This is a genomic window from Pseudonocardia sp. TRM90224 (assembly GCF_021245725.1).
In the GTDB taxonomy this organism is placed as follows: domain Bacteria; phylum Actinomycetota; class Actinomycetes; order Mycobacteriales; family Pseudonocardiaceae; genus Pseudonocardia.
The window spans coordinates 23,173-43,739 of record NZ_JAJGSX010000019.1 but is presented as its reverse complement, the minus strand read 5'-3'; the positions used below and the strand labels follow the sequence as shown (position 1 = coordinate 43,739).

Annotated in this window: 20 protein-coding genes; 9 read left to right on the top strand and 11 right to left on the bottom strand. The window is 72.1% G+C overall.

The features are described from left to right. The first annotated feature begins 2 nt into the window (after positions 1-2). A complete protein-coding gene (locus LL648_RS24325) occupies positions 3-1,793 on the top strand; it encodes a flavin-containing monooxygenase (RefSeq protein ID WP_232665015.1) in 1,791 nt (596 codons plus the stop codon). On the opposite strand, the gene LL648_RS24320 is transcribed toward LL648_RS24325, so the two are convergent. After that, a complete protein-coding gene (locus LL648_RS24320) occupies positions 1,770-2,771 on the bottom strand; it encodes an AraC family transcriptional regulator (protein ID WP_232665014.1) in 1,002 nt (333 codons plus the stop codon). The two genes, LL648_RS24325 and LL648_RS24320, sit on opposite strands and share 24 nt — an antisense overlap. Before the next feature lie 104 nt (positions 2,772-2,875). Here LL648_RS24320 and LL648_RS24315 point away from each other — a divergent pair, with 104 nt between their 5' ends. After that, the gene (locus tag LL648_RS24315) at positions 2,876-3,520 is read left to right on the top strand and encodes a TetR/AcrR family transcriptional regulator (protein WP_232665013.1); all 645 of its coding nucleotides are present in this window, start codon (positions 2,876-2,878) and stop codon (positions 3,518-3,520) included. A 74-nt stretch (positions 3,521-3,594) separates the two neighbouring features. On the opposite strand, the gene LL648_RS24310 is transcribed toward LL648_RS24315, so the two are convergent. Further along, the gene (locus tag LL648_RS24310) at positions 3,595-4,911 is read right to left on the bottom strand and encodes an MFS transporter (protein ID WP_232665012.1); all 1,317 of its coding nucleotides are present in this window, start codon (positions 4,909-4,911) and stop codon (positions 3,595-3,597) included. A gap of 111 nt (positions 4,912-5,022) precedes the next feature. Here LL648_RS24310 and LL648_RS24305 point away from each other — a divergent pair, with 111 nt between their 5' ends. Then, positions 5,023-5,841 (top strand): MOSC domain-containing protein, encoded by an 819-nt coding sequence (locus LL648_RS24305; protein WP_232665011.1) that lies wholly within the window; start codon positions 5,023-5,025, stop codon positions 5,839-5,841. 121 nt (positions 5,842-5,962) lie between these two features. Here LL648_RS24305 and LL648_RS24300 read toward each other — a convergent pair whose 3' ends face one another. After that, the gene (locus tag LL648_RS24300) at positions 5,963-7,384 is read right to left on the bottom strand and encodes a gamma-aminobutyraldehyde dehydrogenase (protein ID WP_232665010.1); all 1,422 of its coding nucleotides are present in this window, start codon (positions 7,382-7,384) and stop codon (positions 5,963-5,965) included. Between the two features lie 141 nt (positions 7,385-7,525). Here LL648_RS24300 and LL648_RS24295 point away from each other — a divergent pair, with 141 nt between their 5' ends. Together LL648_RS24295 and LL648_RS24290 are read left to right on the top strand one after the other, a co-directional pair. After that, the gene (locus LL648_RS24295; RefSeq protein ID WP_308190391.1) at positions 7,526-8,872 is read left to right on the top strand and encodes an aspartate aminotransferase family protein; all 1,347 of its coding nucleotides are present in this window, start codon (positions 7,526-7,528) and stop codon (positions 8,870-8,872) included. A gap of 55 nt (positions 8,873-8,927) precedes the next feature. Further along, positions 8,928-9,425: an Lrp/AsnC family transcriptional regulator gene (locus LL648_RS24290; protein ID WP_232665009.1), complete on the top strand. Its 498-nt coding sequence runs from the start codon at positions 8,928-8,930 to the stop codon at positions 9,423-9,425. Here LL648_RS24290 and LL648_RS24285 read toward each other — a convergent pair whose 3' ends face one another. Next, a complete protein-coding gene (locus tag LL648_RS24285) occupies positions 9,426-10,571 on the bottom strand; it encodes a class I SAM-dependent methyltransferase (protein ID WP_232665008.1) in 1,146 nt (381 codons plus the stop codon). 110 nt (positions 10,572-10,681) lie between these two features. Between LL648_RS24285 and LL648_RS24280 the strand changes: the two genes are divergently transcribed. Both LL648_RS24280 and LL648_RS24275 read left to right on the top strand, forming a co-directional pair. Further along, entirely contained in the window at positions 10,682-11,893 is a 1,212-nt protein-coding gene (locus LL648_RS24280; RefSeq protein WP_232665007.1) for an MFS transporter, read from the top strand. Continuing rightward, positions 11,890-12,303 (top strand): MerR family transcriptional regulator, encoded by a 414-nt coding sequence (locus LL648_RS24275; protein ID WP_308190390.1) that lies wholly within the window; start codon positions 11,890-11,892, stop codon positions 12,301-12,303. Before LL648_RS24280 ends, LL648_RS24275 begins: the two co-directional genes overlap by 4 nt. On the opposite strand, the gene LL648_RS24270 is transcribed toward LL648_RS24275, so the two are convergent. From LL648_RS24270 to LL648_RS24260, 3 genes are read right to left on the bottom strand one after another with little or no spacing between them, the layout of a single operon-like run. Then, on the bottom strand, positions 12,252-13,508 hold the full coding sequence (locus tag LL648_RS24270; protein ID WP_232665006.1) for a dihydrolipoamide acetyltransferase family protein: 1,257 nt from the start codon (positions 13,506-13,508) through the stop codon (positions 12,252-12,254). The genes LL648_RS24275 and LL648_RS24270 overlap by 52 nt on opposite strands. After that, on the bottom strand, positions 13,505-14,503 hold the full coding sequence (locus LL648_RS24265; protein ID WP_232665005.1) for an alpha-ketoacid dehydrogenase subunit beta: 999 nt from the start codon (positions 14,501-14,503) through the stop codon (positions 13,505-13,507). Before LL648_RS24265 ends, LL648_RS24270 begins: the two co-directional genes overlap by 4 nt. Next, positions 14,500-15,552: a thiamine pyrophosphate-dependent dehydrogenase E1 component subunit alpha gene (locus LL648_RS24260; RefSeq protein ID WP_255686366.1), complete on the bottom strand. Its 1,053-nt coding sequence runs from the start codon at positions 15,550-15,552 to the stop codon at positions 14,500-14,502. Before LL648_RS24260 ends, LL648_RS24265 begins: the two co-directional genes overlap by 4 nt. A 179-nt stretch (positions 15,553-15,731) precedes the next feature. On the opposite strand from LL648_RS24260, the gene LL648_RS24255 reads away from it, so the two are divergent. Beyond that, entirely contained in the window at positions 15,732-16,172 is a 441-nt protein-coding gene (locus LL648_RS24255) for an Lrp/AsnC family transcriptional regulator (protein WP_232665003.1), read from the top strand. A 185-nt stretch (positions 16,173-16,357) separates the two neighbouring features. After that, the gene (locus LL648_RS24250) at positions 16,358-17,185 is read left to right on the top strand and encodes a pentapeptide repeat-containing protein (RefSeq protein WP_232665002.1); all 828 of its coding nucleotides are present in this window, start codon (positions 16,358-16,360) and stop codon (positions 17,183-17,185) included. Positions 17,186-17,296: 111 nt separating this feature from the next. Here LL648_RS24250 and LL648_RS24245 read toward each other — a convergent pair whose 3' ends face one another. The 4 genes from LL648_RS24245 to LL648_RS24230 all read right to left on the bottom strand — a co-directional run bounded on the left by LL648_RS24245 (position 17,297) and on the right by LL648_RS24230 (position 20,541). Beyond that, on the bottom strand, positions 17,297-18,550 hold the full coding sequence (locus LL648_RS24245) for an RNA polymerase sigma factor (RefSeq protein WP_232665001.1): 1,254 nt from the start codon (positions 18,548-18,550) through the stop codon (positions 17,297-17,299). Continuing rightward, a complete protein-coding gene (locus LL648_RS24240) occupies positions 18,547-18,897 on the bottom strand; it encodes a YciI family protein (protein WP_232665000.1) in 351 nt (116 codons plus the stop codon). The genes LL648_RS24245 and LL648_RS24240 overlap by 4 nt, the downstream gene beginning before the upstream one ends. Next, positions 18,897-19,616 (bottom strand): SRPBCC family protein, encoded by a 720-nt coding sequence (locus LL648_RS24235; protein WP_232664999.1) that lies wholly within the window; start codon positions 19,614-19,616, stop codon positions 18,897-18,899. The genes LL648_RS24240 and LL648_RS24235 overlap by 1 nt, the downstream gene beginning before the upstream one ends. Positions 19,617-19,710: 94 nt before the next feature. Further along, positions 19,711-20,541 (bottom strand): LLM class flavin-dependent oxidoreductase, encoded by an 831-nt coding sequence (locus tag LL648_RS24230; protein ID WP_232664998.1) that lies wholly within the window; start codon positions 20,539-20,541, stop codon positions 19,711-19,713. Positions 20,542-20,567 lie beyond the last annotated feature (26 nt).

The window sequence follows — 20,567 nt, the reverse complement described above, 5'->3', positions numbered from 1 at the left end:
CGATGACGCAGACGGCCGACACCGGGCTCGGGTTCGACCCCGACGCACTGCGCGCCAAGTACCGCGAAGAGCGCGAACGCCGCCTGCGCCCCGACGGCAACGACCAGTACCGCGAGCCGGACGGCGAGCTGGCGCGCTACCTGGACGACCCGCACGCCGACCCGACGTTCGAGCGCGAGCCGCTCACCGACCGCGTGGACGTGATCGTGATCGGCGGCGGCTTCGGCGGCCTGCTGACCGCGGCGCGGCTGCGCGAAGCGGGCGTCGCCGACGTCCGGATCATCGAGAAGGGCAGCGACTTCGGCGGTACCTGGTACTGGAACCGCTACCCCGGCGCCGCCTGCGACATCGAGTCCTACATCTACCTGCCGCTGCTGGAGGAGACCGGCTACCTCCCCGTCGAGAAGTACTCCCGCGGGCCGGAGATCCTCGCCTACAGCCGGATGATCGGCGAGCGGTTCGACCTCTACCGCCTAGCGTGCTTCCAGACCGAGGCCGTCGAGATGCGCTGGGACGAGGCCGGCGCCGAGTGGACGGTCACGACCAACCGCGGCGACCGCATGCGGGCCCGGTTCGTCGTGACGGCGGGCGGGCCGCTGCACCGGCCGAAGCTGCCCGGCGTGCCGGGCCTGGAGACGTTCGGCGGGCACAGCTTCCACACCAGCCGCTGGGACTACGACTACACCGGCAGCGCCGAGGACGGGCTGCCCGGACTCGCCGGCAAGCGGGTCGGCATCATCGGCACCGGCGCCACCGCCGTCCAGTGCGTCCCGCACCTCGGCGCGGCGGCCGGCGAGCTGTACGTCTTCCAGCGCACGCCGTCGTCGATCGACGTGCGCAACAACCGGCCGACCGACCCGCAGTGGGCGGCGCAGCTCGAACCCGGCTGGCAGAAGCGGCGGATGGAGAACTTCAACATCCTCGTCTCCGGCGGCCAGCAGGACGAGGACCTGGTCGGCGACGGCTGGACCGACATCATCCGGAACCTGTCGTTGATCGCGGTCCGCAAGGCGGGCGGCGACACCGACGCCGCGGAGCTCGTCCAGCTCGCCGACTTCACCAAGATGGAGCAGATCAGGTCCCGGGTCGACGCGGTGATCAGCGACCCGGCGACGGCCGCCGCGCTCAAGCCGTACTACAACCAGTTCTGCAAGCGGCCCTGCTTCCACGACGAGTACCTCGACACGTTCAACCGGCCGTCCGTCACGCTCGTGGACACCCGCGGGCAGGGCGTCGACCGGATCACCGAGCGCGGGGTCGTCGTCAGTGACCGCGAGTACGAGCTCGACGTGCTGATCTACGCGACCGGGTTCGAGGTGGGCACCGGGTACACCCGCCGGACCGGCCTCGAGGTGCACGGGCGCGACGGGCTCGTGCTCGGCGAGAAGTGGGCGGACGGGCCGGAGACGCTCCACGGCATGCACAGCCACGGGTTCCCGAACTACTTCATCGTGAGCGTCACGCAGTCGGGCCTCGCGCCGAACTTCCCGCACATGCTCGCCGAGCAGGCGGTGCACATCGCCTACATCGTGCGGCACTGCGCCGAGCACGACGTGCGGACGGTCGAGGCGACCGCGGAGGCCGAGGCGGAGTGGGTGGCGACGATCGTGCGGCTCGGCGAGCTGCGCAGGTCGTTCCAGGAGGAGTGCACGCCCGGCTACTACAACAACGAGGGCAAGGCGTCGCCGTCGGCGGCGAAGAACTCGCCGTTCGGCGCCGGCTCGGTGCGGTTCATCGAGATGCTGGAGAGCTGGCGGGCCGACGGCTCGCTAGCCGGTCTGCAGCTGCGCTGAAGGCGGCACCTGGGCGCTACTGATGGCCGCGCGCCGCGCCGCGCCCGGTGCGACGCCGATGACCCGCTTGAACGCTCTGCTGAAGGCCGCTTCCGAGCGGTAGCCGAGCCGCCCGGAGATCTCGCCGACCGTCATGGTGTCGTCGGCGAGCCAGGTCATCGCCGTGTGCATGCGCCAGCGGGTGACGTAGTGCATCGCGGCCTCGCCGACCAGTTCGGTGAACCGCGCGGCGAACGCCGAGCGCGACATCGACGTCTCCGCGGCCAGCGCGGCGACCGTCCACTCGCGGGCCGGGTCACGGTGGATCAGCGTCAGCGCCCGGCCGATCTGCGGGTCCTGCAGCGCGCCGAGCCAGCCGGTGCGGGCCGCCGGGTCGCTCTCGATCCATGCCCTGATCGCCTGGATGACGACGATGTCCGACAGCCGGGTGATCACCGCCTCCCCGCCGGGCCGCAGCTGCGTGACCTCGGCGGCGAGCAGGCCGAGCGTGCCCGACAACCACTCTGCTCCTGCGTTTTCGGTGGCGCCGATCCGGATCACCGGGGGCAGCAGCGCCACGAGCGCGCGGGCGGCCGGGTGGTCGAAGCGGACGGCCCCGCACACCATCGTCGAGCGTTCGCCGCCGCCGCCGTGGCGGAGCACGGCGTACCGCTCGGAGAGGAAGTCGTGCGGGATGTGGGAGGCGGAATGCATCGGAGCATCCGGGGCGCTGCGCAAGCCGTGGCCGGCGCCGTGCGGGACGAGCGCCAGCCCGCCGGGGGCGAGCGGGACGTCCTGCTCCCCGGTCGGTGGGAGCACGATGGCCGCGCTGCCGTGAGTCACGACGTGGAACCAGAGGGTGTCGGGCATCGGTGGGATCTCGATGCCCCACGGCTCGGAGAACTCGGCCCGGAAGTAGAACGTGCCGGTCATCCGCAGCAGGTGCAGCGCCTCACCCATCGGGTCGGACCAGGTCCAGAGCTCCGAGGCGGGCAGCATGCGGAGAGTCGAACACGGGAACCCCCAGACGTCCAGCACAGTGCGTCCGGCACCGGACGTCCAGCACGCCGGTACGATGCGGCACCTTTCCGACGGGAGACGACGTGCGAGCAGACGAAGGGCAGCCGGACGGCCCGCAGTACCCCGGCAGCGGCCGCGGGTCGTGGACCTGGAGCCGCACGGCCGAGACCCGCCGCGTGATCCTGGACGCGGCCCGCGACGTCTTCGCGGAGGTGGGGTTCGCCGACGCCAGCGTCGCGCGGGTCGTGGAGAAGGCCGGGTCGAGCGTCGGGAGCCTCTACCACCACTTCGGTGGGAAGGCGGAGCTGTTCCTAGCGCTGTACGAGGAGTGGCAGGGCAGCCAGGAGCACCGTGCGGCGTCGGCCGTCGCGCAGGCGAGACACGAGGGTGAGACGCGTCCGCTCGCGCTGTTCATCACCGGCGCGCGGGCCTTCCTCGCCGGCTCGTGGGAGGGCCGCGGCCTGGCCGACCTGTTCCTGGAGAAGGACGGGCCGCCCGGCTTTGAGCTGATGCGGCGCACCCGCGCGCACGCGTGGCTGCGACAGAACTCGCTGCTGCTGGAGGTGGACGACGACCCCATCGGCCGGGTCACCGTCGCCGTCCTGACCACGATCATCGGGGAGGCCAGCCGCGAGATCGTCACGAGCACGACCCGCGACGACGCCGACCGGATCACCGACGCCGCCGTCGCGATGATCGAGCGCCTGGGCGTCTTCGACACGGCGTAGGAGTTCCCCACCGTTTTGTGCACCTGCGCGCTCCCAGAGCGCGCAAATGCACAAAACGGTGGGGAAGTTCGGGGTCAGTCGCCGGCGACGGGGGTGGCTGTCGCCGGAGTGGTGGCCGGGATGCGCCGCCAGGGGCCCTTGAAGAACACGATCGCGATGCCGAACGCCGCGAGGCACACCATCGTCACGACGAGCCAGCCGTCCCAGCCGACCGCCGCGACGACGTGCGGCGAGACCAGCAGCACGCCCACTGCGATGATCTTGGTGGCGAACGAGAACAGCCCCCACGCCGTGCCCTGCAGCCGCGGGTCGATGTCCTCGGCGTTCTCCGAGTAGTTCGCCATCCACGGCGCGTAAGCCATCGCCAGCGCGCCGCCGAGCAGGCTGCCGGTGATCATGAGCGCGGGCACGGACGTGCTCTGCGGGTTCGCGGTCATCCAGATCAGCACGGCCAGCACCAGCAGCCCGAGAGCGGTACCCGCCACGGCGAACGGCTTGCGCAGCTGCAGGCGGTCGGAGATCCGCCCGATGACGATCAGCATGACCAGGTCGAGGATCCAGAACGCCATCATGATCTGCGACGCCTCGGCGGGCGTCACGCCGAACGTCGCCACGAGCATCGTCTGCCCGAACACCAGCAGCGTGATGTACAGGACCAGCCAGGACGAGATGCCGAGCAGGTGTGCCCAGACGACCGGGCTGCGCAGCAGGTCGGACATCCGCGCCGGCCGCGCGACGTCCGCCTCGCCGACGGCGTGCTGCTCGGTCTGGCGGATCGTCGCCTGCAGCGCTGGGGAGAGCTCGGCGATGTTGAACGCGATCACGATCGAGATGACCAGCGACAGCGTCCCCATGATGATGAACTGGGACTGCCACGTGCCGAAGTACGCCAGCGTCGCGCCGGCGATGGCAGCGGAGAGGAAGTTCGCGCCGACCGGGCCCCACGTCCAGAACCCGAACGCCGTCGCACGGCCCATGCGCGGCGAGAAGTCGCGCACCAGCGGCGCGGTGGCGGCCACCGCGATCCCGTCGACGAACGACAGCACGATCCGGGTGGCGAGCAGCTGCCCCGGGGAGTCCACGAACGCCATCGCGAAGCACAGCAGCGACGTGATCAGCATCGTCGGGACCAGCAGCCGGACCCGTCCGACCTTGTCGGTCCAGCGGCCCGCGATGATGCCGGCGATCGCGCCGGAGAGCGCCGAGGCGGCCGAGATCGCGCCGTACGTCGGTAGTGTCATGCCCAGGTCGGGGAGCAGCAGCGGGACAACCGGCGCGATGGCGGCCTCGTAGTTGATGATGAGGCTGGCCAGCACGGCCATCCCGAGCAGGAACGTCCTGCGCCGGCCCGTCGGGTATTCGTCGAGCTCTCGGACGTAGGACAGCTTCACGTCGCCTCCCGGGAAGTCGTCGTCGACCTGCTGAGGATGTGACCTACGTCTTAGAACGCTTTTCTAAGATCCAAGGCGCTGGTGGAGAAGTCAAGAGGAGTTGGAGATCGCATGGCACGGGTCGTCGGGCTCGTCACGTACCCGGTCAAGGGGTGCGCAGGCGTGCCGCTCACGGAGGCCGACCTGACCGAGGGCGGGCTGGTCGACGACCGGACGTTCATGGTCGTCGACGACGGCTACGTGTTCCGCACCCAGCGTCGCGACCCGACGCTCGCGGTGATCCGCCCGCGGGTCGAGGACGGCGGGGAGATCCTCGTGCTCGACGTCGCGGGACACGACCCGGTGACGGTCGAGGTCGACACCGACGGGCCCCGCCGCGACGTGCAGCTCTTCAACAACCAGTACCGCGGGATCGACCAGGGCGAGCCGGTGGCGCAGTGGCTCACCGCCGTGCTCGGCGTGCCGTCGCGGCTGGTCAGGGTGCCGTCCGAGCACCACCGCGTGATGCCGGGCCACGTCCCGGCTCGCTGCGGCTACGCCGACAGCGGCGCGACGCTCGTGATATCGGTGTCATCGCTGGAGGAGCTGAACACCCGCATCCCCGCGGGCGGGCTGCCGATGGACCGGTTCCGGCCGAACGTGATCGTCGACGGCTGGCCGGAGGCGCACACCGAGGACCGCGCCCGCACCATGACCATCGGCAACGCCGAGCTCGGCTACCAGAAGCTGGCGATCCGCTGCGCCGTGACCCGCGTTGACCAGTCGGCCGGCGTCGTCGCGGGCCCCGAACCGATCCGGACCCTCGCCTCCTACCGCCGCGCCGCCGAGGGTGGTGTGGCCTTCGGCGCGAAGTTCTCCGTGCTGCGGACGGGCAAGCTCGCCGTCGGCGACGACGTGACGGTGACGGAGTGGGCGGCGTCGGAGCTCTAGACCGGGGCGGGCCAGGTCGAGAGTGCCGGGAAAGCCACTTTCCCGGCCGGTGGCGCTGGGAAAGTGGCTTTCCAGGCAACGTATGCGTCGCGCACCTACTCCGAGCGGGCCGCGCGCCCCCTCACCCGCCCGCGAACACCGTCCGGTGCCAGCTCTTGCGCGCCTCGCCCGTGTTGTCGCTCATCACGTGCTTGACGGAGGTGTACTCCTCCAGCGCGTAGCTCGACATGTCCTTCCCGTACCCGGACGCCTTGACGCCACCGTGCGGCATCTCGCTGACGATCGGGATGTGGTCGTTGATCCAGACGCAGCCGGCGGCCAGCTCGCGCGACGCCCGGCCGGCCCGGTAGACGTCGCGCGTCCAGGCCGAGGCGGCGAGGCCGTAGCGGGTGTCGTTGGCCAGCGCGAGCCCGTCGTCGTCGCTGTCGAACGGCAGCACCACCAGCACGGGCCCGAACACCTCGTCGCGCACGATCTCCGCGTCCTGCGCGGCGCCGACGACGAGCGTGGGCTCGTGGAACGCACCCTCCGGCGCCCGGCCGCCCACGATCCGCGCCCCGGCGGTGGCCGCCCTGCTCACGAAGCCGTGCACCCGCTCGGCCTGCGCGCGGGAGATCAGTGAGCCGAGGTCGGTCGCCGGGTCCTCCGGGTCGCCCATCCGGACCGTGCCGAACAGGTCGGCGACCCCGTCGACGAACGCGTCGTAGAGCGGGCGCTGCACGTAGGCGCGGGTGGCCGCGGTGCAGTCCTGCCCGCCGTTGATCAGCGCGCCCGCAACCGCGCCGTGCATGGCGGCTTCGAGGTCGGCGTCGTCGAACACGACGAACGGCGCCTTGCCGCCCAGCTCCAGGTGGACGCGCTTCGGGGCCTGCGCGGCGAGCTGCGCCACCCGCTTCCCGACGGCGGTCGAGCCGGTGAACGACACCATGTCGATGCCGGGATGGCTCACGAGCGCCTCGCCCGCGACGGGCCCGGTGCCGACGAGCACCGTCAGCACGCCGTCGGGCAGGCCCGCTTCCGCGCACAGCTCGGCGAGACGCAGCGTGGTCAACGGCGTGATCTCGGCCGGTTTGATCACCACGGCGTTCCCGGTGGCCAAGGCCGGGAAGAGCTTCCAGCCCGCCATCTGCAGCGGGTAGTTCCACGGCGCGATCGACCCGACGACGCCCACCGGGTCGCGCCGGATCGCCGAGGTGTGGTCGGCCGAGTACTCGGCGGCCGCCTTGCCCTCCATCGCGCGTGACGCGCCGGCGAAGAAGGCGGCGTTGTCGGCCGTCCCGGGCACGTCGAACTCGCGGGAGAGCCGGATCGGTTTGCCGCACTGGCGGGTCTCGGTGAGCGCGAGCTCCTCGGCGTGCGCCTCGATGAGCGCCGCCACCCGCAGCAGGACGGCCGCCCGCTCCCCGGGCGCCGTCGCGCCCCACTCGCGCTGCGCCTTGCGGGCGCGGCCGACGGCGGTGTCCACGTCGGCCGCGGTGGCCGCCGGCAGCTCGGCGAGGACGTCGCCGGTTGCAGGGCCGGTGACGGTCAGCAGCTCGGTCATGCCGGCGATGCTGTCAGCCCGAGCGGTGGTTCTCAACAGTTTCCTCAGTCTCAACCGCTTCAGGCAACGGAAAAGGTTGTTCCTGGACGAGCGCCGTGCGATAAAGGGAGTGTCGCGCCGTCGCATCGAGTGGAGAGTCCTGTGACCGACCCCCAGACCGCCCTCTGGCCGCACTTCTCGAAGCTGGCGGCGATGCGCAACGGCTCGCTGCCGGTGATCACCCGCGGCGAGGGCGCGTACATCTACGACGAGACGGGCCGGCGCTACCTCGACGGCCTCGCCGGGCTCTTCGTCGTGCAGGCGGGGCACGGCCGCGAGGAGCTTGCCGAGGCGGCGGCGCGCCAGACGCGCGAGCTCGCCTACTTCCCGCTCTGGTCGCACGTCCACCCGGCCGCCGTCGAGCTGGCCGAGCGGATCGCCGCGACCGCGCCGGGCGACCTGAACAAGGTCTTCTTCACCACCAGCGGCTCGGAGGCCGTCGAGACGGCGTGGAAGCTCGCGAAGCAGTACTTCAAGCTCACCGGGAAGCCGGGCAAGTACAAGGTCGTCAGCCGCGCCAGCGCGTACCACGGCACGACGCACGGCGCGCTGACGATCAACGGTGTTGCGCCCTACCGCGCGCCCTTCGAGCCGCTCGTCCCCGGCGGGATCAAGGTCGCGAACACCAACTTCTACCGCGCTCCGGAGCACGGCGACGATCCCGCGGCGTTCGGCGTGTGGGCCGCCGACCAGATCGAGGCCGCGATCCTCGCCGAGGGCGCCGACACCGTCGCGGCCGTGTTCCTCGAGCCGGTGCAGAACTCCGGTGGCTGCCTCACCCCGCCGCCCGGCTACTTCCAGCGGGTCAGGGAGATCTGCGACCGCCACGACGTCCTGCTCGTCTCCGACGAGGTGATCTGCGCGTGGGGCCGCCTCGGGTACGCGTTCGGCGCGCAGCGCTACGGCTACCAGCCCGACATCATCACCTGCGCCAAGGGCCTGACCTCGGGGTACGCGCCGCTCGGTGCCGCGATCATCAGCGACCGGCTGGCCGAGCCGTTCCAGGCCGAGGACGCCGTCTTCCTGCACGGGTACACGTTCGGCGGTCACCCGGTCGCGTGCGCCGTCGCGCTCGCCAACCTCGACATCTTCGACCGCGAGGACCTCTACGGCGCCGTGCGCAGCCGCGAGGGCGCGTTCCGGTCGACGCTGGAGAAGCTCTCCGACATCCCGATCGTCGGCGACGTCCGCGGCGACGGCTTCTTCTTCGCCGTCGAGCTGGTGAAGGACAAGGTCACGAAGGAGTCGTTCACCGAGGAGGAGTCCGAGCGCGTGCTCAGCGGGTTCGTCTCGGCGGCGATCTTCGAGGCCGGGTTGTACTGCCGGACCGACGATCGCGCCGATCCCGTCATCCAGTTCGCGCCGCCGCTCATCTGCGGGCAGCGCGAGTTCGACGAGATCGAGAGCATCCTGCGTGACGTTCTCTCGAAGGCGCACGCGATGCTGTGACCCGAGCCGGTCCCGCGCGGGGGCCGCGCGGTGTCCGACACAGGGAAGTGGCGTTATGACCGGAGCAGCGCGCCAGCGGACCGACGACCAACGCGGGTCGCGCGGTCTCGACGGCACCGACCGCACGCTGATCTCGCTCCTGCAGCGGGACGGTCGGGCGTCGTTCACCACGCTGTCCAGAGCCGTCGGGCTGTCCGAAGGCGCGGTGCGCCAGCGCGTGCAGCGGCTGCTCCGCGACGGGACGATGCAGATCGTCGCGGTCACCGACCCGCTCGACGTCGACCTCGCCCGTCAGGCGATGATCGGCATCAAGGTCTCCGGCGACGTGCACGCCGTCGCCGAACGGCTCGGCGAGCTGCCCGAAGTGTGTTACCTCGTGCTCTGCGCGGGCCGGTTCGACCTGCTCGCCGAGGTCACGTGCAAGGACGACGCGCAGCTGCTGCGGGTGCTGAACGACAGCGTCCGGGGCATCGAGGGCATCACGAGCGCCGAGACGTTCATGTACCTCAAGTTGGCCAAGCAGACCTACGCCTGGGGGACGTTGACGGAGTGATCAGCGTCGGCCTGGCGTTCTGGCCGATCGCTCGTCGACATCGTTCCCGGTGCGCTGGGCCGGGACCTGGAGCGCAGGAGCCAGCGCCGGTGTGAGCTGCGGCGCGTGTCCCCGCCGGCGCCGTTCGAGGTGCGCACCCGCTGCGCGCAGCATCGGGCGGCCGAGCCGCCGCGCGAGCCGGCGGGGCGGGCTGACCAGCGTCAACCAGTCGCGGGCCGCACGTACGCGCTGCTTGATCCCGCTGTCGTGCACGCTGCGGTACGCCACCAGCCCGTACCCGAGCCCGCCCACCGAGACGAAGCCCGCGCGCCGCAGCTCGTAGGTCGCGCGCAGGTCGTCGTCCTGCAGGTGCCAGACGGTCTCCGGGGCCTCTTCGCGGATGTCGAAGTTGGCGATCAGCACCCCGCCGGGGCGAAGCGCGGCGTGCAGCTCGCGGCCCGTGCTCGCCAGGTCGGGGACGTGCGCGAGCGTGTCGATCGCGGTGATCACGTCGTACCGGTCGTTCGGCAGCGCCTCGGTGCCGAGATCGAGGTAGGAGGCGCTGACGCCGCGGCGTTCCAAGCGGAAGCGGGCGAAGCCGAGCAGGGTCGAGGAGAGGTCGGCGAGGGTGGTCTCGTAGCCGCAATCGGCGAAGAGCTGGCTCGTGACGCCCACACCGGAGCCGAAGTCGAGGTGCTTGCGGCTGTCCAGCGAGTAGTCGGTGTGCTGCCGCAGCCAGCGCAGCGCGATGACGTGCGAGGGGTCGGCGTGCCCCGTGGCTTGCAGATATGCCCACCACAGCAGGTCGAAGCCCCAGGACTGCATCGTGCGGTAGAACGCGACGGGGTCCTCCACGGCGGCCCATTCGGCGAGGCTGTCCTGCTCCCAGTCGAGGCAGCGGGCGCGGGCCTCCTCCGGGGTGATCCCGTGGAAGGTGGCGAGGTCGTCGAGCACCGAGGCGCGCACGTCGCGGTCGTCGAGCCGCAGGCCGGCGCGGAACGTCTCCATCTCCGGGCTCTCGATGGCCGCGGTGCACGTGGCCCCCCACGCGGACGGGTCGGGCGCGGGCTCGTCGATCGGGTCGATGTGCCGCCCCTGTTCGGCCTGCGGGACGGCTGCGGCGATGGCTGTCCGCAGCTTCCGGCGCAGTGTCGTGGTTACCCCCATACCACGAACGCTACGGTCAGCATAGTTATCAGAGCCGCTCGAAAAGGCAAGCTGATGGCAAAACATTTGCGCTTGCCTTGACGCCGGCGGCAAGGTTCTAGCGTCGCGGCATGTCGACCCGACCCGATGCCGCGATACCGGCCCCCACCAGCGGATCCGTCCCGCTTTGGCTCGGCTGCCTCGCCCTGCTGACCTTCGCCATCGGCACCGACGATTTCGTGATCGCGGGTGTGCTGCCGGCCCTCGCGACGGATCTTGCCGTCACCGAGCCGGCCGCAGGGCAGCTCGTCACGGCGTTCTCGCTGACGTACGCGCTGAGCGCTCCGGTGATGGCGGTGGTGACGGCCGGGCTGCCGCGCCGCGCGGTGCTGATCGGCGGGATGGCGGTGTTCACGGTGTTGAACGTCGCCGCGGCGCTCGCGCCGACCTACCCGCTGCTCATGGCGATCCGCGTGCTTGCGGCCGCCACGGCGGCGATGATGACGCCCGCCGCCTTCGCCACCGCGGCAACGCTCGCCCCGCCGGGCCGCACCGGCCGCAGCATCGGGGTGCTCACCGTCGGGCTGACGCTCTCGCTGGTCGCCGGCGTTCCGGCCGGCACGTGGCTCGGAGGCACGGTCGGCTGGCGCTCGACGATGGTCTTCGTGGCGGCGATCGCCGTGCTGGTGACCGTCGGGCTCGCGGTGTCGATGCCCGCGCTCGAACGGGCACCGCGCCAGACCGTCCGGGCGCGGCTGGCGCCGTTGCGGCAGCCCACGGTGCTGATCGGGCTGGTGGCGATGACGGTCGGTGCGGCCGGTGGGTTGATGCCGTTCGTCTACATCGCGCCGATCGCGGCCGCTCTGTCGGGCGCGGGCCCCGCGGAGCTGGCGGTGCTCATCGGCATCGCTGGTGTGGCCGGGTTCGCCGGCGCGCTGCTCGGTGGCCGCGGCACCGACCGGTTCGGTGCGGAACGCCTGCTCGTTGGCGCACTGGGCGGTCAGACCGCGGTCGTGGCTGCGCTGGCCGTCGCGGGCTGGGCGTGGAGCGGCGCCGTCCCGATCGTCGTGATCGGCGCGCTGATCGGTGGGTGGGGCGTCTGCGGCTGGGCGTTCAACCCGCCGAGCCAGGCCCGGCTGATGGCGGTCGCGGGCGAGTCGGCGACCGAGGCGATCGCGCTGAACACGAGTGCGATGTACCTGGGCATCTCCGTCGCCGGTGCGGCCGGTGGCGCGGCACTCGCGTGGTTCGGCGCGGCCGGCGTGCTCACCGCGAGCGCGGTGCTCGGGCTGGTGTCGCTGGCGATCTTCCTGGTGTCGTTCCGGGTGGGTGGGCGACGATGACGGACATGCGCATCGGCGAGCTCGCCCGTCGGACCGGCACGACGACCCGGGCGCTGCGGTACTACGAGGAGCAGGGCCTCCTGCACTCCGCGCGGGCGGCCAACGGCTACCGCGACTACGCGCCGGAGGCCGAGACGCAGGTCGCGAACATCAGGATGCTGCTGGCTGCCGGCCTGACCTCGGACGACATCCGCAGCGTCAGCGGGTGCCTCGCACACGACCTGGCCGGCGAGCCGGCGTGCGCCGAAGCCGTCGAGCTCTACGCGCGCCGGCTCGACGCGGTCGAGGACCGCGTGGCGGCGCTCCTGCACGTCCGCGGCCGGCTCCGGGCCGAGCTGCGCCGCCTGCAGGACGCCGATCAGACGTCCGCGAGTGCCCGGACCGGGGCCTCCACCGCGTCGGCGACGTAACGCAGGAAGCCGCCCGCGGTGCCGCCGTCGCACACGCGGTGGTCGAAGACGAGCGACAGCTGCGTGATGTGCCGCGGCACGATCGTGCCCTCGACGACCCATGGGCGCTCGATGATCCGGCCGATCCCGAGTATCGCGACCTCCGGGTGGTTGATGATCGCCGCGCTGCCGTCGACGCCGAGCACGCCGTAGTTGTTGAGCGTGAACGAGCCGCCGGACAGGTCGGTGGCGGTGGCGCTGCCGTCCCTGGCCGCGGCCGTCAGCCTGCGGATCTCGGCGTCGAGCCCACGGATGCTGAGCTCGTGGGCGCCGCGGATCGAGGGCACGAGCAGGCCGCGGTCGGTCTGTGCCGCGATGCCGAGGTTGACCCCGTCGAGGTGCTGGATCTCCTCGCGCTCGGTGTCGACGCGGGAGTTCAGCTCGGGGAAGCGGGCCAGCCCGGCGACGACGAACCGCGCGAGGATCGCCAGCATGCCCGGCGGCCGCTCGTCGCCGACCGCCATCGCGGCGCGCATCTCCAGCAGTGCGGTCGCGTCGACGTCGACCCAGGTCGTCGCCTCCGGGATCTCCGAACGGCTGCGGGCGAGCGTCTGCGTGACCGCCTTGCGGACGCCGCGCACCGCCACCCGTTCCTTGATCGGCAGGCCGGTGCGGGCATCGGTGGACGTGTTGGCCGGGGGTGTCTCCGGCGTCGCAGCGCGCTCGACGTCCGCCCTGGTGATGAGGCCGTCCGGGCCCGTTCCGGGCAGCGTCGCGAGGTCGATGCCGTGCTTGCGGGCCAGCTGGCGGACCAGCGGCGAGCGCACCCGGGGACGTTCCGCGCCCGCGGGCCGGGCCGGTGCGTCCGCGCGGCGGGCGCGGCGGCCCCGTCGGCCGGCGGGGGGCGCCGACGTCCCGTAGCCGATGAGGACGTTGCCGGAACCGGCCCGCTCCTCCTCGACGTAGGTCGCGGCAGCGGTGTCGGTGTCAGCTGCGACCGAGATCAGCGGCGCGCCGACGTCGATCGTCGAGCCCTCGGTGCCGTGCAGCTCGACGACCACACCGGCGAACGGTGTCGGCACCTCGACGCTCGCCTTGGCCGTCTCGACCTCCGCGACCACCTCGTCGATGGCCACGGTGTCGCCGACCTTCACCAGCCAGCGGACCAGCTCTGCCTCGGAGAGGCCTTCGCCGAGGTCGGGCAGCGTGAAGACCTGCGGGCTCACGATTCCTCCCACTGCAGGTCGTCGACGGCGTCGAGGATCCGGTCGACACCAGGCAGCTGGTGGCGCTCCAGCTTCGGAGCGGGGAACGGGATGTCGAACCCGGTGACCCTGCGCACCGGCGCCTCCAGGTGGTGGAAGCAGCGCTCGGTGACCCGCGCGGCGATCTCCGAAGCGACCGAGGCGAACCCCGGCGCCTCCGCGACCACCACCGCACGGCCTGTTGCGCGTACGGCCGCGCAGACCGTCTCGTCGTCGAAGGGGACGATCGAGCGCACGTCGACGACACCCACGTCGCGGCCTTCCGCCGCGGCCTGCTCCGCCGCGGCGAGCGCGACCGGCACCGAAGGGCCGTAGGTGATCAGTGTGGCGTCGCGGCCCTCGCGCCGGACTACCGCGCGTCCGATCGGCGGGACGGGGGCGGTGACGTCGACCTCCTCCTTGCTGAAGTACTGCTTCTTCGGCTCGAGGAAGATCACCGGGTCGGGGCTGTCGATGGCCGCGCGGAGCAGGCCGTACGCGTCGGCGTTCGTCGCCGGTGTGACGACGAGCAGGCCGGGCGTGTGCGCGTAATAGGCCTCCGACGAGTCGCAGTGGTGCTCGACCCCGCCGACCCCGCCCGCGTAGGGCACCCGGATCACCATCGGCAGCCGGACCTTGCCGCGCGTGCGGTTGGCCATCTTGGCCACGTGGCTGACGATCTGCTCGAACGCCGGGAACGCGAACGCGTCGAACTGCATTTCGATGACCGGGCGCATGCCGTTCATCGCCATCCCGATCGCCATGCCGACGATCCCGGACTCCGCCAACGGCGTGTCGAAGCAGCGGTCCTCGCCGAACGACGCGGTGAGCCCGTCGGTCACGCGGAAGACGCCGCCGAGCGGGCCGACGTCCTCGCCGAAGACGACGACGCGGTCGTCGGCGGTCATGGCGTCGCGCAAGGCGGTGTTGATGGCCTGCGCCATAGTGATCTTGGGGGTGAGCGTCGTCGTGCTCATCGGGCCGCCTCCAGGTCCGCCGTCAGCTCGGCTGCGAGCAGCTCGGACTGCTCCCGCAGCTGCGGTGTCGGCTCCGCGAACACGTGCCGGAACAGCTCGCTCGGATCGGCCGTCCCCTCGCCGGCCGATCCGGCCCTGACGTGCGCCGCCATCTCCTCGGCGACCTGCGCGAACGCGGCCTCCCGCTCGGCGTCGAGCACACCCTGCGCGGTCAAGTAGGCCTTGAGCCGCAGCAGCGGATCGCGGGGCAGCCACTTCGCGACCTCGTCGTCGTTGCGGTAGCGGCTGGCGTCGTCGGCGTTCGTGTGCGCCTGGATGCGATAGGTGTCGGCCTCGACGAGCGTCGGGCCGCCGCCGCTGCGGGCACGTTCGACGGCGGCCGCGAGCACGCTGGTGAGCGCGGCGAGGTCGTTGCCGTCGACCAGCTCGGCGGGGACGCCGTAGCCGACCCCCTTCGCGGCGAGCGACGGCGCGGCCGACTGCCGGGCCAGCGGCACCGAGATCGCGTACTTGTTGTTCTGCACGAGGAAGACAACGGGCGCGCGGAACACCGCGGCGAAGTTGAGCGCCTCGTGGAAGTCGCCCTCGCTCGTCGCGCCGTCGCCGCAGAGCGCCATGACCACGGTGTCCTCGCCCTTCAGGCGGGCCGCGTGCGCCACGCCGACGGCGTGCGGCAGCTGCGTCGCGAGCGGCGTGCACTGCGGCGCGACGCGCGTCGCGACCGGGTCGTAGCCGCAGTGCCACTCGCCCGCCAGCAGCGTCAGCACCTCGACGGGGTCGACGCCGCGGGTGACGACCGCGGCGCAGTCGCGGTAGGTCGGGAACAGCCAGTCGTGCTCGCCGAGCACGGTCGCCGCGGCGACCTGGCAGGCCTCCTGGCCGTGCGAGGAGGGGTAGACCGCGAGCCGACCCTGCCGGACCAGCGCGCTCGCCTGGTCGTTGAACCGCCTCGCGACGACCAGCGCGCGGTAGCCGTCGAGCAGGTCGGCGAGCGGGGGGAGCGTCGCCGGGTCGACGCCCTCGACGACGTTGCCGTGCTCGTCCAGCATCCGGGACAGCGAGTCGCTCACGGCTACCTCCTCGATGAAGACATCAGGAGCAAATAGTCCGCCGGATGCGGCAGTTCGACCAACATCCACATGGAAGATGAGATGGTTGTCGTGAAGCTGTGCTGGGTGCGTGCAGGATGTCCACCGTCGAGTGGATGCGGGTGTGAGGAGCGAGACAGATGGCCGACGTGCTGGACGACATCGACCGGCGGATGCTCGCCGAGCTCCAGGTGGACGGGCGGATGTCGGTGCGGACGCTGGCGGAGCGGGTGCGCGTCTCGCGGGCCAACGCGTATGCGCGGCTCGACCGGCTGGCCGCCGCCGGCGTGATCGTCGGCTACACGGTGATCGTCGATCCGGTGAAGGCGGGCCTCGCCACCTCGGCCTACGTGTCGCTCTCGATCCAGCAGAGCTCGTGGCGGCGGCTGCGCGAGCGGCTCAAGGGGATCGAGGAGGTGCGGCACATGGCGCTCGTCGGTGGCGACTTCGACGTGATGCTGCTGGTCCGCGCGGCCGACAACGCCGCCCTGCGGAGGGTGGTGCTCGACCAGCTCCCCGCGATCCCCGAGGTCATCGCCAGCCGCACGTCCCTGATCTTCGAGGACCACGAGAACAGGTGAGTCGCGCACTCCAGAGCGGTGAGTCGCGCGCCGCAGCACGCGAGTCCCACGTCTCAGCGGGCGAGTCCCCCGTTTCGGCGGGCGAGTCCCCCGTTCCAGCGGGCGAGTCCCGCGTTTCGGTGGGCGAGTTCTCCGTTTCCGCGGGCGAGTCCCACTTCCTGGGAGCCGTAACGGAGACTGGTGCCGTGCGTGTGGACCTCCCGATCACCGACGCGCGGCGCGAGTTGCGCGCCGACTGCGAGCGCTGCTTCGGGCTCTGCTGCGTGGCGCCGGCGTTCGCGGCGTCGTCGGACTTCGCGATCGACAAGCCCGCCGGTCAGCCCTGCCACAAACTGCAGGACGACTTCCGCTGCGGCATCCACAGCCGGCTGCGCGAGAGCGGCTTCGCCGGGTGCACGGTGTTCGACTGCTTCGGCGCGGGCCAGCACGTCGCGCAGCGGACGTTCGGCGGGCGCAGCTGGCGCGACGAGCCGGCTACGGCGCCGCAGATGTTCGCGGTGTTCGCGGTGGCCCGCCAGCTCGCGGAGATCCGCTGGTACCTCGTCGAGGCGATCGAGCTCCCGGCGGCCGCGGCGCTGCGTCCCGAACTGCAGGCAGCCGCCGCCGAGAACCGCAGGCTGCTCGATCTCGCGGCGGGCGAGCTCGTCGACGTCGACGTGGACGAGCACCGTTCCGAGATCAACACCCTGCTCCTGCGCACCAGCGAGCTGGTGCGGGCCGGCGCCCCGCGCGAGGGCGTCGACCGCAGGGGCGCCGACCTGATCGGCAAGCGGATGCGCCGCGCCGACCTGCGCGGGGCGAACCTGCGCGGCGCCTACCTCATCGGCGCCGACCTGCGTGAGGCCGACCTCCGCATGGCCGACGTCATCGGTGCCGACCTGCGCGGCGCCGATCTGCGTGGCGCGCGGCTCGACGGTGCCGTCTTCCTCACGCAGTTCCAGGTCAACGCGGCACGCGGGGACTCCCGCACCACGCTGCCCGCCGCACTGCTCCGCCCGCCGCACTGGGCGTGACGGAACACGCCACTCGCCCGGGAGAACGCGGGACTCGCGCACCGAGACGTGGGACTCGCCCGTTGAGACGTGGGACTCGCGCGCTGGAACGTGGGACTCGCCGCTGGCGCCTTACGTGCTCGGGTGGGTTGCGTGGATGCGTTCCTGCAGGAACTCCTGCTCGGCCGCGTTGCCGGAGAGGTCGAGGGCCGCGCGGTAGGCGCGGACGGCTTCGGTGTCGCGCCCGAGGCGGTGCAGCAGCTCGGCCTTCGTGGCGTGCAGGTACCGGTAGCCGCTGAGCCGGCCGTCGGCTTCGAGCGCCTCGACGGCGACGAGCGCGGCGGCCGGCCCGTCGACCTCGGCGACGGCGACGGCCCGGTTCAGCGCCACCACGGGCGACGCCCAGACCTTCAGCAGCTCGTCGTACAACACGAGGATCTGCGGCCAGTCGGTCTCGGCGTAGCTCGGCGCCTGCGCGTGCAGCGCCGCGATCGCCGCCTGCAGCGTGAACCGGCCGGGCGGGCCGGCGCGCAGCGCGGCGACGACGAGCCGGTCGGCCTCGGCGATCAGGTCGCCGTCCCACCGCGAACGGTCCTGGTCCTGCAGCCGCAGCAGCCGGCCCTCCGGATCGGTGCGGGTGGCCCGCCGCGCGTGGTGGACGAGCAGCAGCGCCAGCAGGCCGCCGGTGTCGAGCACCCCGGGCAGCAGCTGGTGCAGCATGCGGGCCAGGTCGAGCGCGCGGCCGGTCAGCTCGTCGCGCACCAGCTCGGCGCCGCTGTGCGCGGTGTGCCCGGCCGCGTAGAGCAGATGGATCACGGTCAGCGCCGCGTCCACCCGCGCGGGGAGGTCGGCGGCGTCCGGCACCACGTACGGGATGCGCGCCGTCGCGATCTTCTTCTTGGCCCTCGTGATCCGCGCGGCCATCGTCGTCTCGGTGACGAGAAATGCTTGCGCGATGTCGGGCGTCGCCACCCCGCAGACGAGCCGCAGCGTGAGCGCGACCTGCGCCTCCTCCGCCAACGCCGGGTGGCAGCATGTGAAGATCAACCGGAGCCGGTCGTCCTGGATCTCCGCCGCGGGCTCCGGTTCGAGCGCCTCCTCCGGCTCCAGCAGCAGGGGCAGCTTGCGCTCCAGCGTCCGCCTGCTGCGCAGCACGTTCAGCGCCCCGCGGCGCGCGACCGTGGTCAGCCACGCGCCGGGACGCTCCGGCACCCCGTCGCGGGCCCACGTGCGCAACGCCTGGAGGTAGGCGTCCTGGACGACCTCCTCGGCCTCGTCGAGGTCGCGGGTGATCCGCGCGGTCGCGGCGAGCACGAACGCCCACTCGCTTCGGTGCGCCTCCGCGACCGCGCTCTCGACGCCCGGGACCTCGACGGGCCCGGTCATTCGTCCGGCGTGACGTGGAAGCCCACGAGCGGCCGCACCTCGACGCCGCCGCTGACGATCGGCGTCAGCTTGGCGAGCGCCAGCGCGTGGTCGAGGTCGCGCGCCTCCAGCACGAACACCCCGGCGAGCGCCTCCTTCGTCTCGATGAACGGGCCGTCGGTGATCACGTCGCCGCGCAGCGATGTCGCCGTCGCGTTCGGTTCGAGCGCCATGCCTGCGACGATGCGGCCGCCGCGCTCGGCGACCCGCGCGGGCAGGTCCATGTGCGCCTGCAGAACCTCCGGCGGCAGGTCGGGCGCACCGTCGGCCGTCTCGCGCTCGAAGATGAGCACCGCGTACTGGGCCATCACGCCATCCTCCCGTCGGCGAAGACGCCGGCCAGCCACTGCGACCAGCCCTTGCCGTCGGTGCCGTCGTACAGGTGGTGCGCGACACCGGCCGGCCACCCCCAGTGGTCGCGGCCGTAGAAACGGTAGAGCGCGTTCGCGCTGCGCACGCCGAGGAAGACGGGCGTGGCGTAGTCGACCACACCGTCGATCGGTTCCATGCCCTCGGGGGTCAGCCGCACGGTGTCGCCGACGGCGGCACCGTCCGGGACGCCCAGTGCCCGCCGCATCTCGGCGAACCCGCCCTGCGCCGACGACTCCGGCCCGTCCGCCGCGACGTACGTGGCGCTGCGCCCCGCGAAGTGGCGCACGTACTCGCCGAGCGAGTGGTAGTAGAAGTCGGTGTGCTGCTTGCAGGCGTCGAGGTTCGTCTCGAAGTCGGTGGCGAACACCCCGCGGTGCGTGTAGCGCAGGTACGTGCCGCCGTTGCGCGGTTCGAGCACGTAGTCGAGCTCGTTGGTGCCGTCCGGCTCCGCCGAGCTGGTGGTGAAGTGCTGCTCGGGCTCCCACACCGTGACGGTGCCGGGCTGTCCGCCGAGCCCGTGTTCCGTGCCGCCCTCCCGCGGTTCGAACTCGATCGGCCACAGCCATCCGTCGGACCGCTCGGTGATCGCCGTCCACACCTCCCGCGGTGTCGCCGCGAGCTGCCTGTCCCACCGGATCTCGAACTTCTCGGCCATCTCAGCCTCCGTGTTGTCGTCGACCCTTCTACCGGGCCTTCTACTGGGCCGACACGCCACACCGACGGGAATCGACAACCCCGGCAGAAAAATCTCAGCGGGGCGGGCCGGCGTCGACGACCGCCAGCGACAGCTCGAGCGGGTCGAAGTGGATCAGCGACTCCAGCCACCACGTCATGCCGGCCTCGACGAGCCCGGCGAGGTCGACGTCGATCGGCTCGTTCCACGCGGGGCTGGCGTTGCCCCGTACCGCGACGTCGAGCGGCGATCCGGCCGGGCGACCGGCGGCGTGCACGGCCGCGACGGCGGTCGCCACCTCGTCCGGCGTGAGCACGTGGTCCTCGGGGTTGGGGAAGATCCCGTCGCACCCTGCCGCCCGGCGCGCGCCGGAGGCGCTCGGCACGCTGCTGCCGCACCAGATCGGGATCGGGTGCGGTTCCGGCGGCGCGGCGGCCAGTTCGACGTCGTAGCGGCCGCGGTGCCGACCAGGAGCCCCTGACCACATCGCCTTGACCAGCCCGATCCCCTCGTCGAGCAACACAGCGCGCTCGGCGACGGCGGCCGGCTCGCCGAAGCGGCTGAAGTCGCCCGACTCGTCGGATCCGAGGCCGACGCCGAGCACGAGCCGCCCACCGGAGAGGCGGCTCACCGTCGAGGCCTGCCGGGCGACTACCCACGGCCGTCGCCGGGGCAGTGGGGTGACCATCGGACCGATCGTGATGCGACTGGTGGCCTGCGTGATCGCGGCGAGCACCGACCACGAGTCGACGATCGGCAGGGCCGTCGTGACGACGTGGTCCCACAGGAACAGCCCGTCCCAACCCGCCGCCTCCGCGCGGACCGCGAGATCGACGAGCCCGGCCGGGTCGCCGAACGGCCCGAACGGGGGCAGGTAGAGGCCGTACCGGAGACCGTCGTCGGGCATGCGGCGGATGCTGCCAGCCGCCGCCC

Coding starts and splice junctions, on each gene's coding strand:
- LL648_RS24235 (WP_232664999.1), bottom strand. CDS start 19,616: ATGGCCGAGAAGTTCGAGATCCGGTGGGACAGGCAGCTCGCGGCGACA.
- LL648_RS24320 (WP_232665014.1), bottom strand. CDS start 2,771: ATGCTGCCCGCCTCGGAGCTCTGGACCTGGTCCGACCCGATGGGTGAG.
- LL648_RS24285 (WP_232665008.1), bottom strand. CDS start 10,571: ATGGGGGTAACCACGACACTGCGCCGGAAGCTGCGGACAGCCATCGCC.
- LL648_RS24300 (WP_232665010.1), bottom strand. CDS start 7,384: ATGACCGAGCTGCTGACCGTCACCGGCCCTGCAACCGGCGACGTCCTC.
- LL648_RS24240 (WP_232665000.1), bottom strand. CDS start 18,897: ATGGCCCAGTACGCGGTGCTCATCTTCGAGCGCGAGACGGCCGACGGT.
- LL648_RS24260 (WP_255686366.1), bottom strand. CDS start 15,552: ATGCTGGACGAGCACGGCAACGTCGTCGAGGGCGTCGACCCGGCGACG.
- LL648_RS24230 (WP_232664998.1), bottom strand. CDS start 20,541: ATGCCCGACGACGGTCTCCGGTACGGCCTCTACCTGCCCCCGTTCGGG.
- LL648_RS24245 (WP_232665001.1), bottom strand. CDS start 18,550: ATGACCGGGCCCGTCGAGGTCCCGGGCGTCGAGAGCGCGGTCGCGGAG.
- LL648_RS24280 (WP_232665007.1), top strand. CDS start 10,682: ATGTCGACCCGACCCGATGCCGCGATACCGGCCCCCACCAGCGGATCC.
- LL648_RS24265 (WP_232665005.1), bottom strand. CDS start 14,503: ATGAGCACGACGACGCTCACCCCCAAGATCACTATGGCGCAGGCCATC.
- LL648_RS24290 (WP_232665009.1), top strand. CDS start 8,928: ATGACCGGAGCAGCGCGCCAGCGGACCGACGACCAACGCGGGTCGCGC.
- LL648_RS24325 (WP_232665015.1), top strand. CDS start 3: ATGACGCAGACGGCCGACACCGGGCTCGGGTTCGACCCCGACGCACTG.
- LL648_RS24255 (WP_232665003.1), top strand. CDS start 15,732: ATGGCCGACGTGCTGGACGACATCGACCGGCGGATGCTCGCCGAGCTC.
- LL648_RS24305 (WP_232665011.1), top strand. CDS start 5,023: ATGGCACGGGTCGTCGGGCTCGTCACGTACCCGGTCAAGGGGTGCGCA.
- LL648_RS24275 (WP_308190390.1), top strand. CDS start 11,890: ATGACGGACATGCGCATCGGCGAGCTCGCCCGTCGGACCGGCACGACG.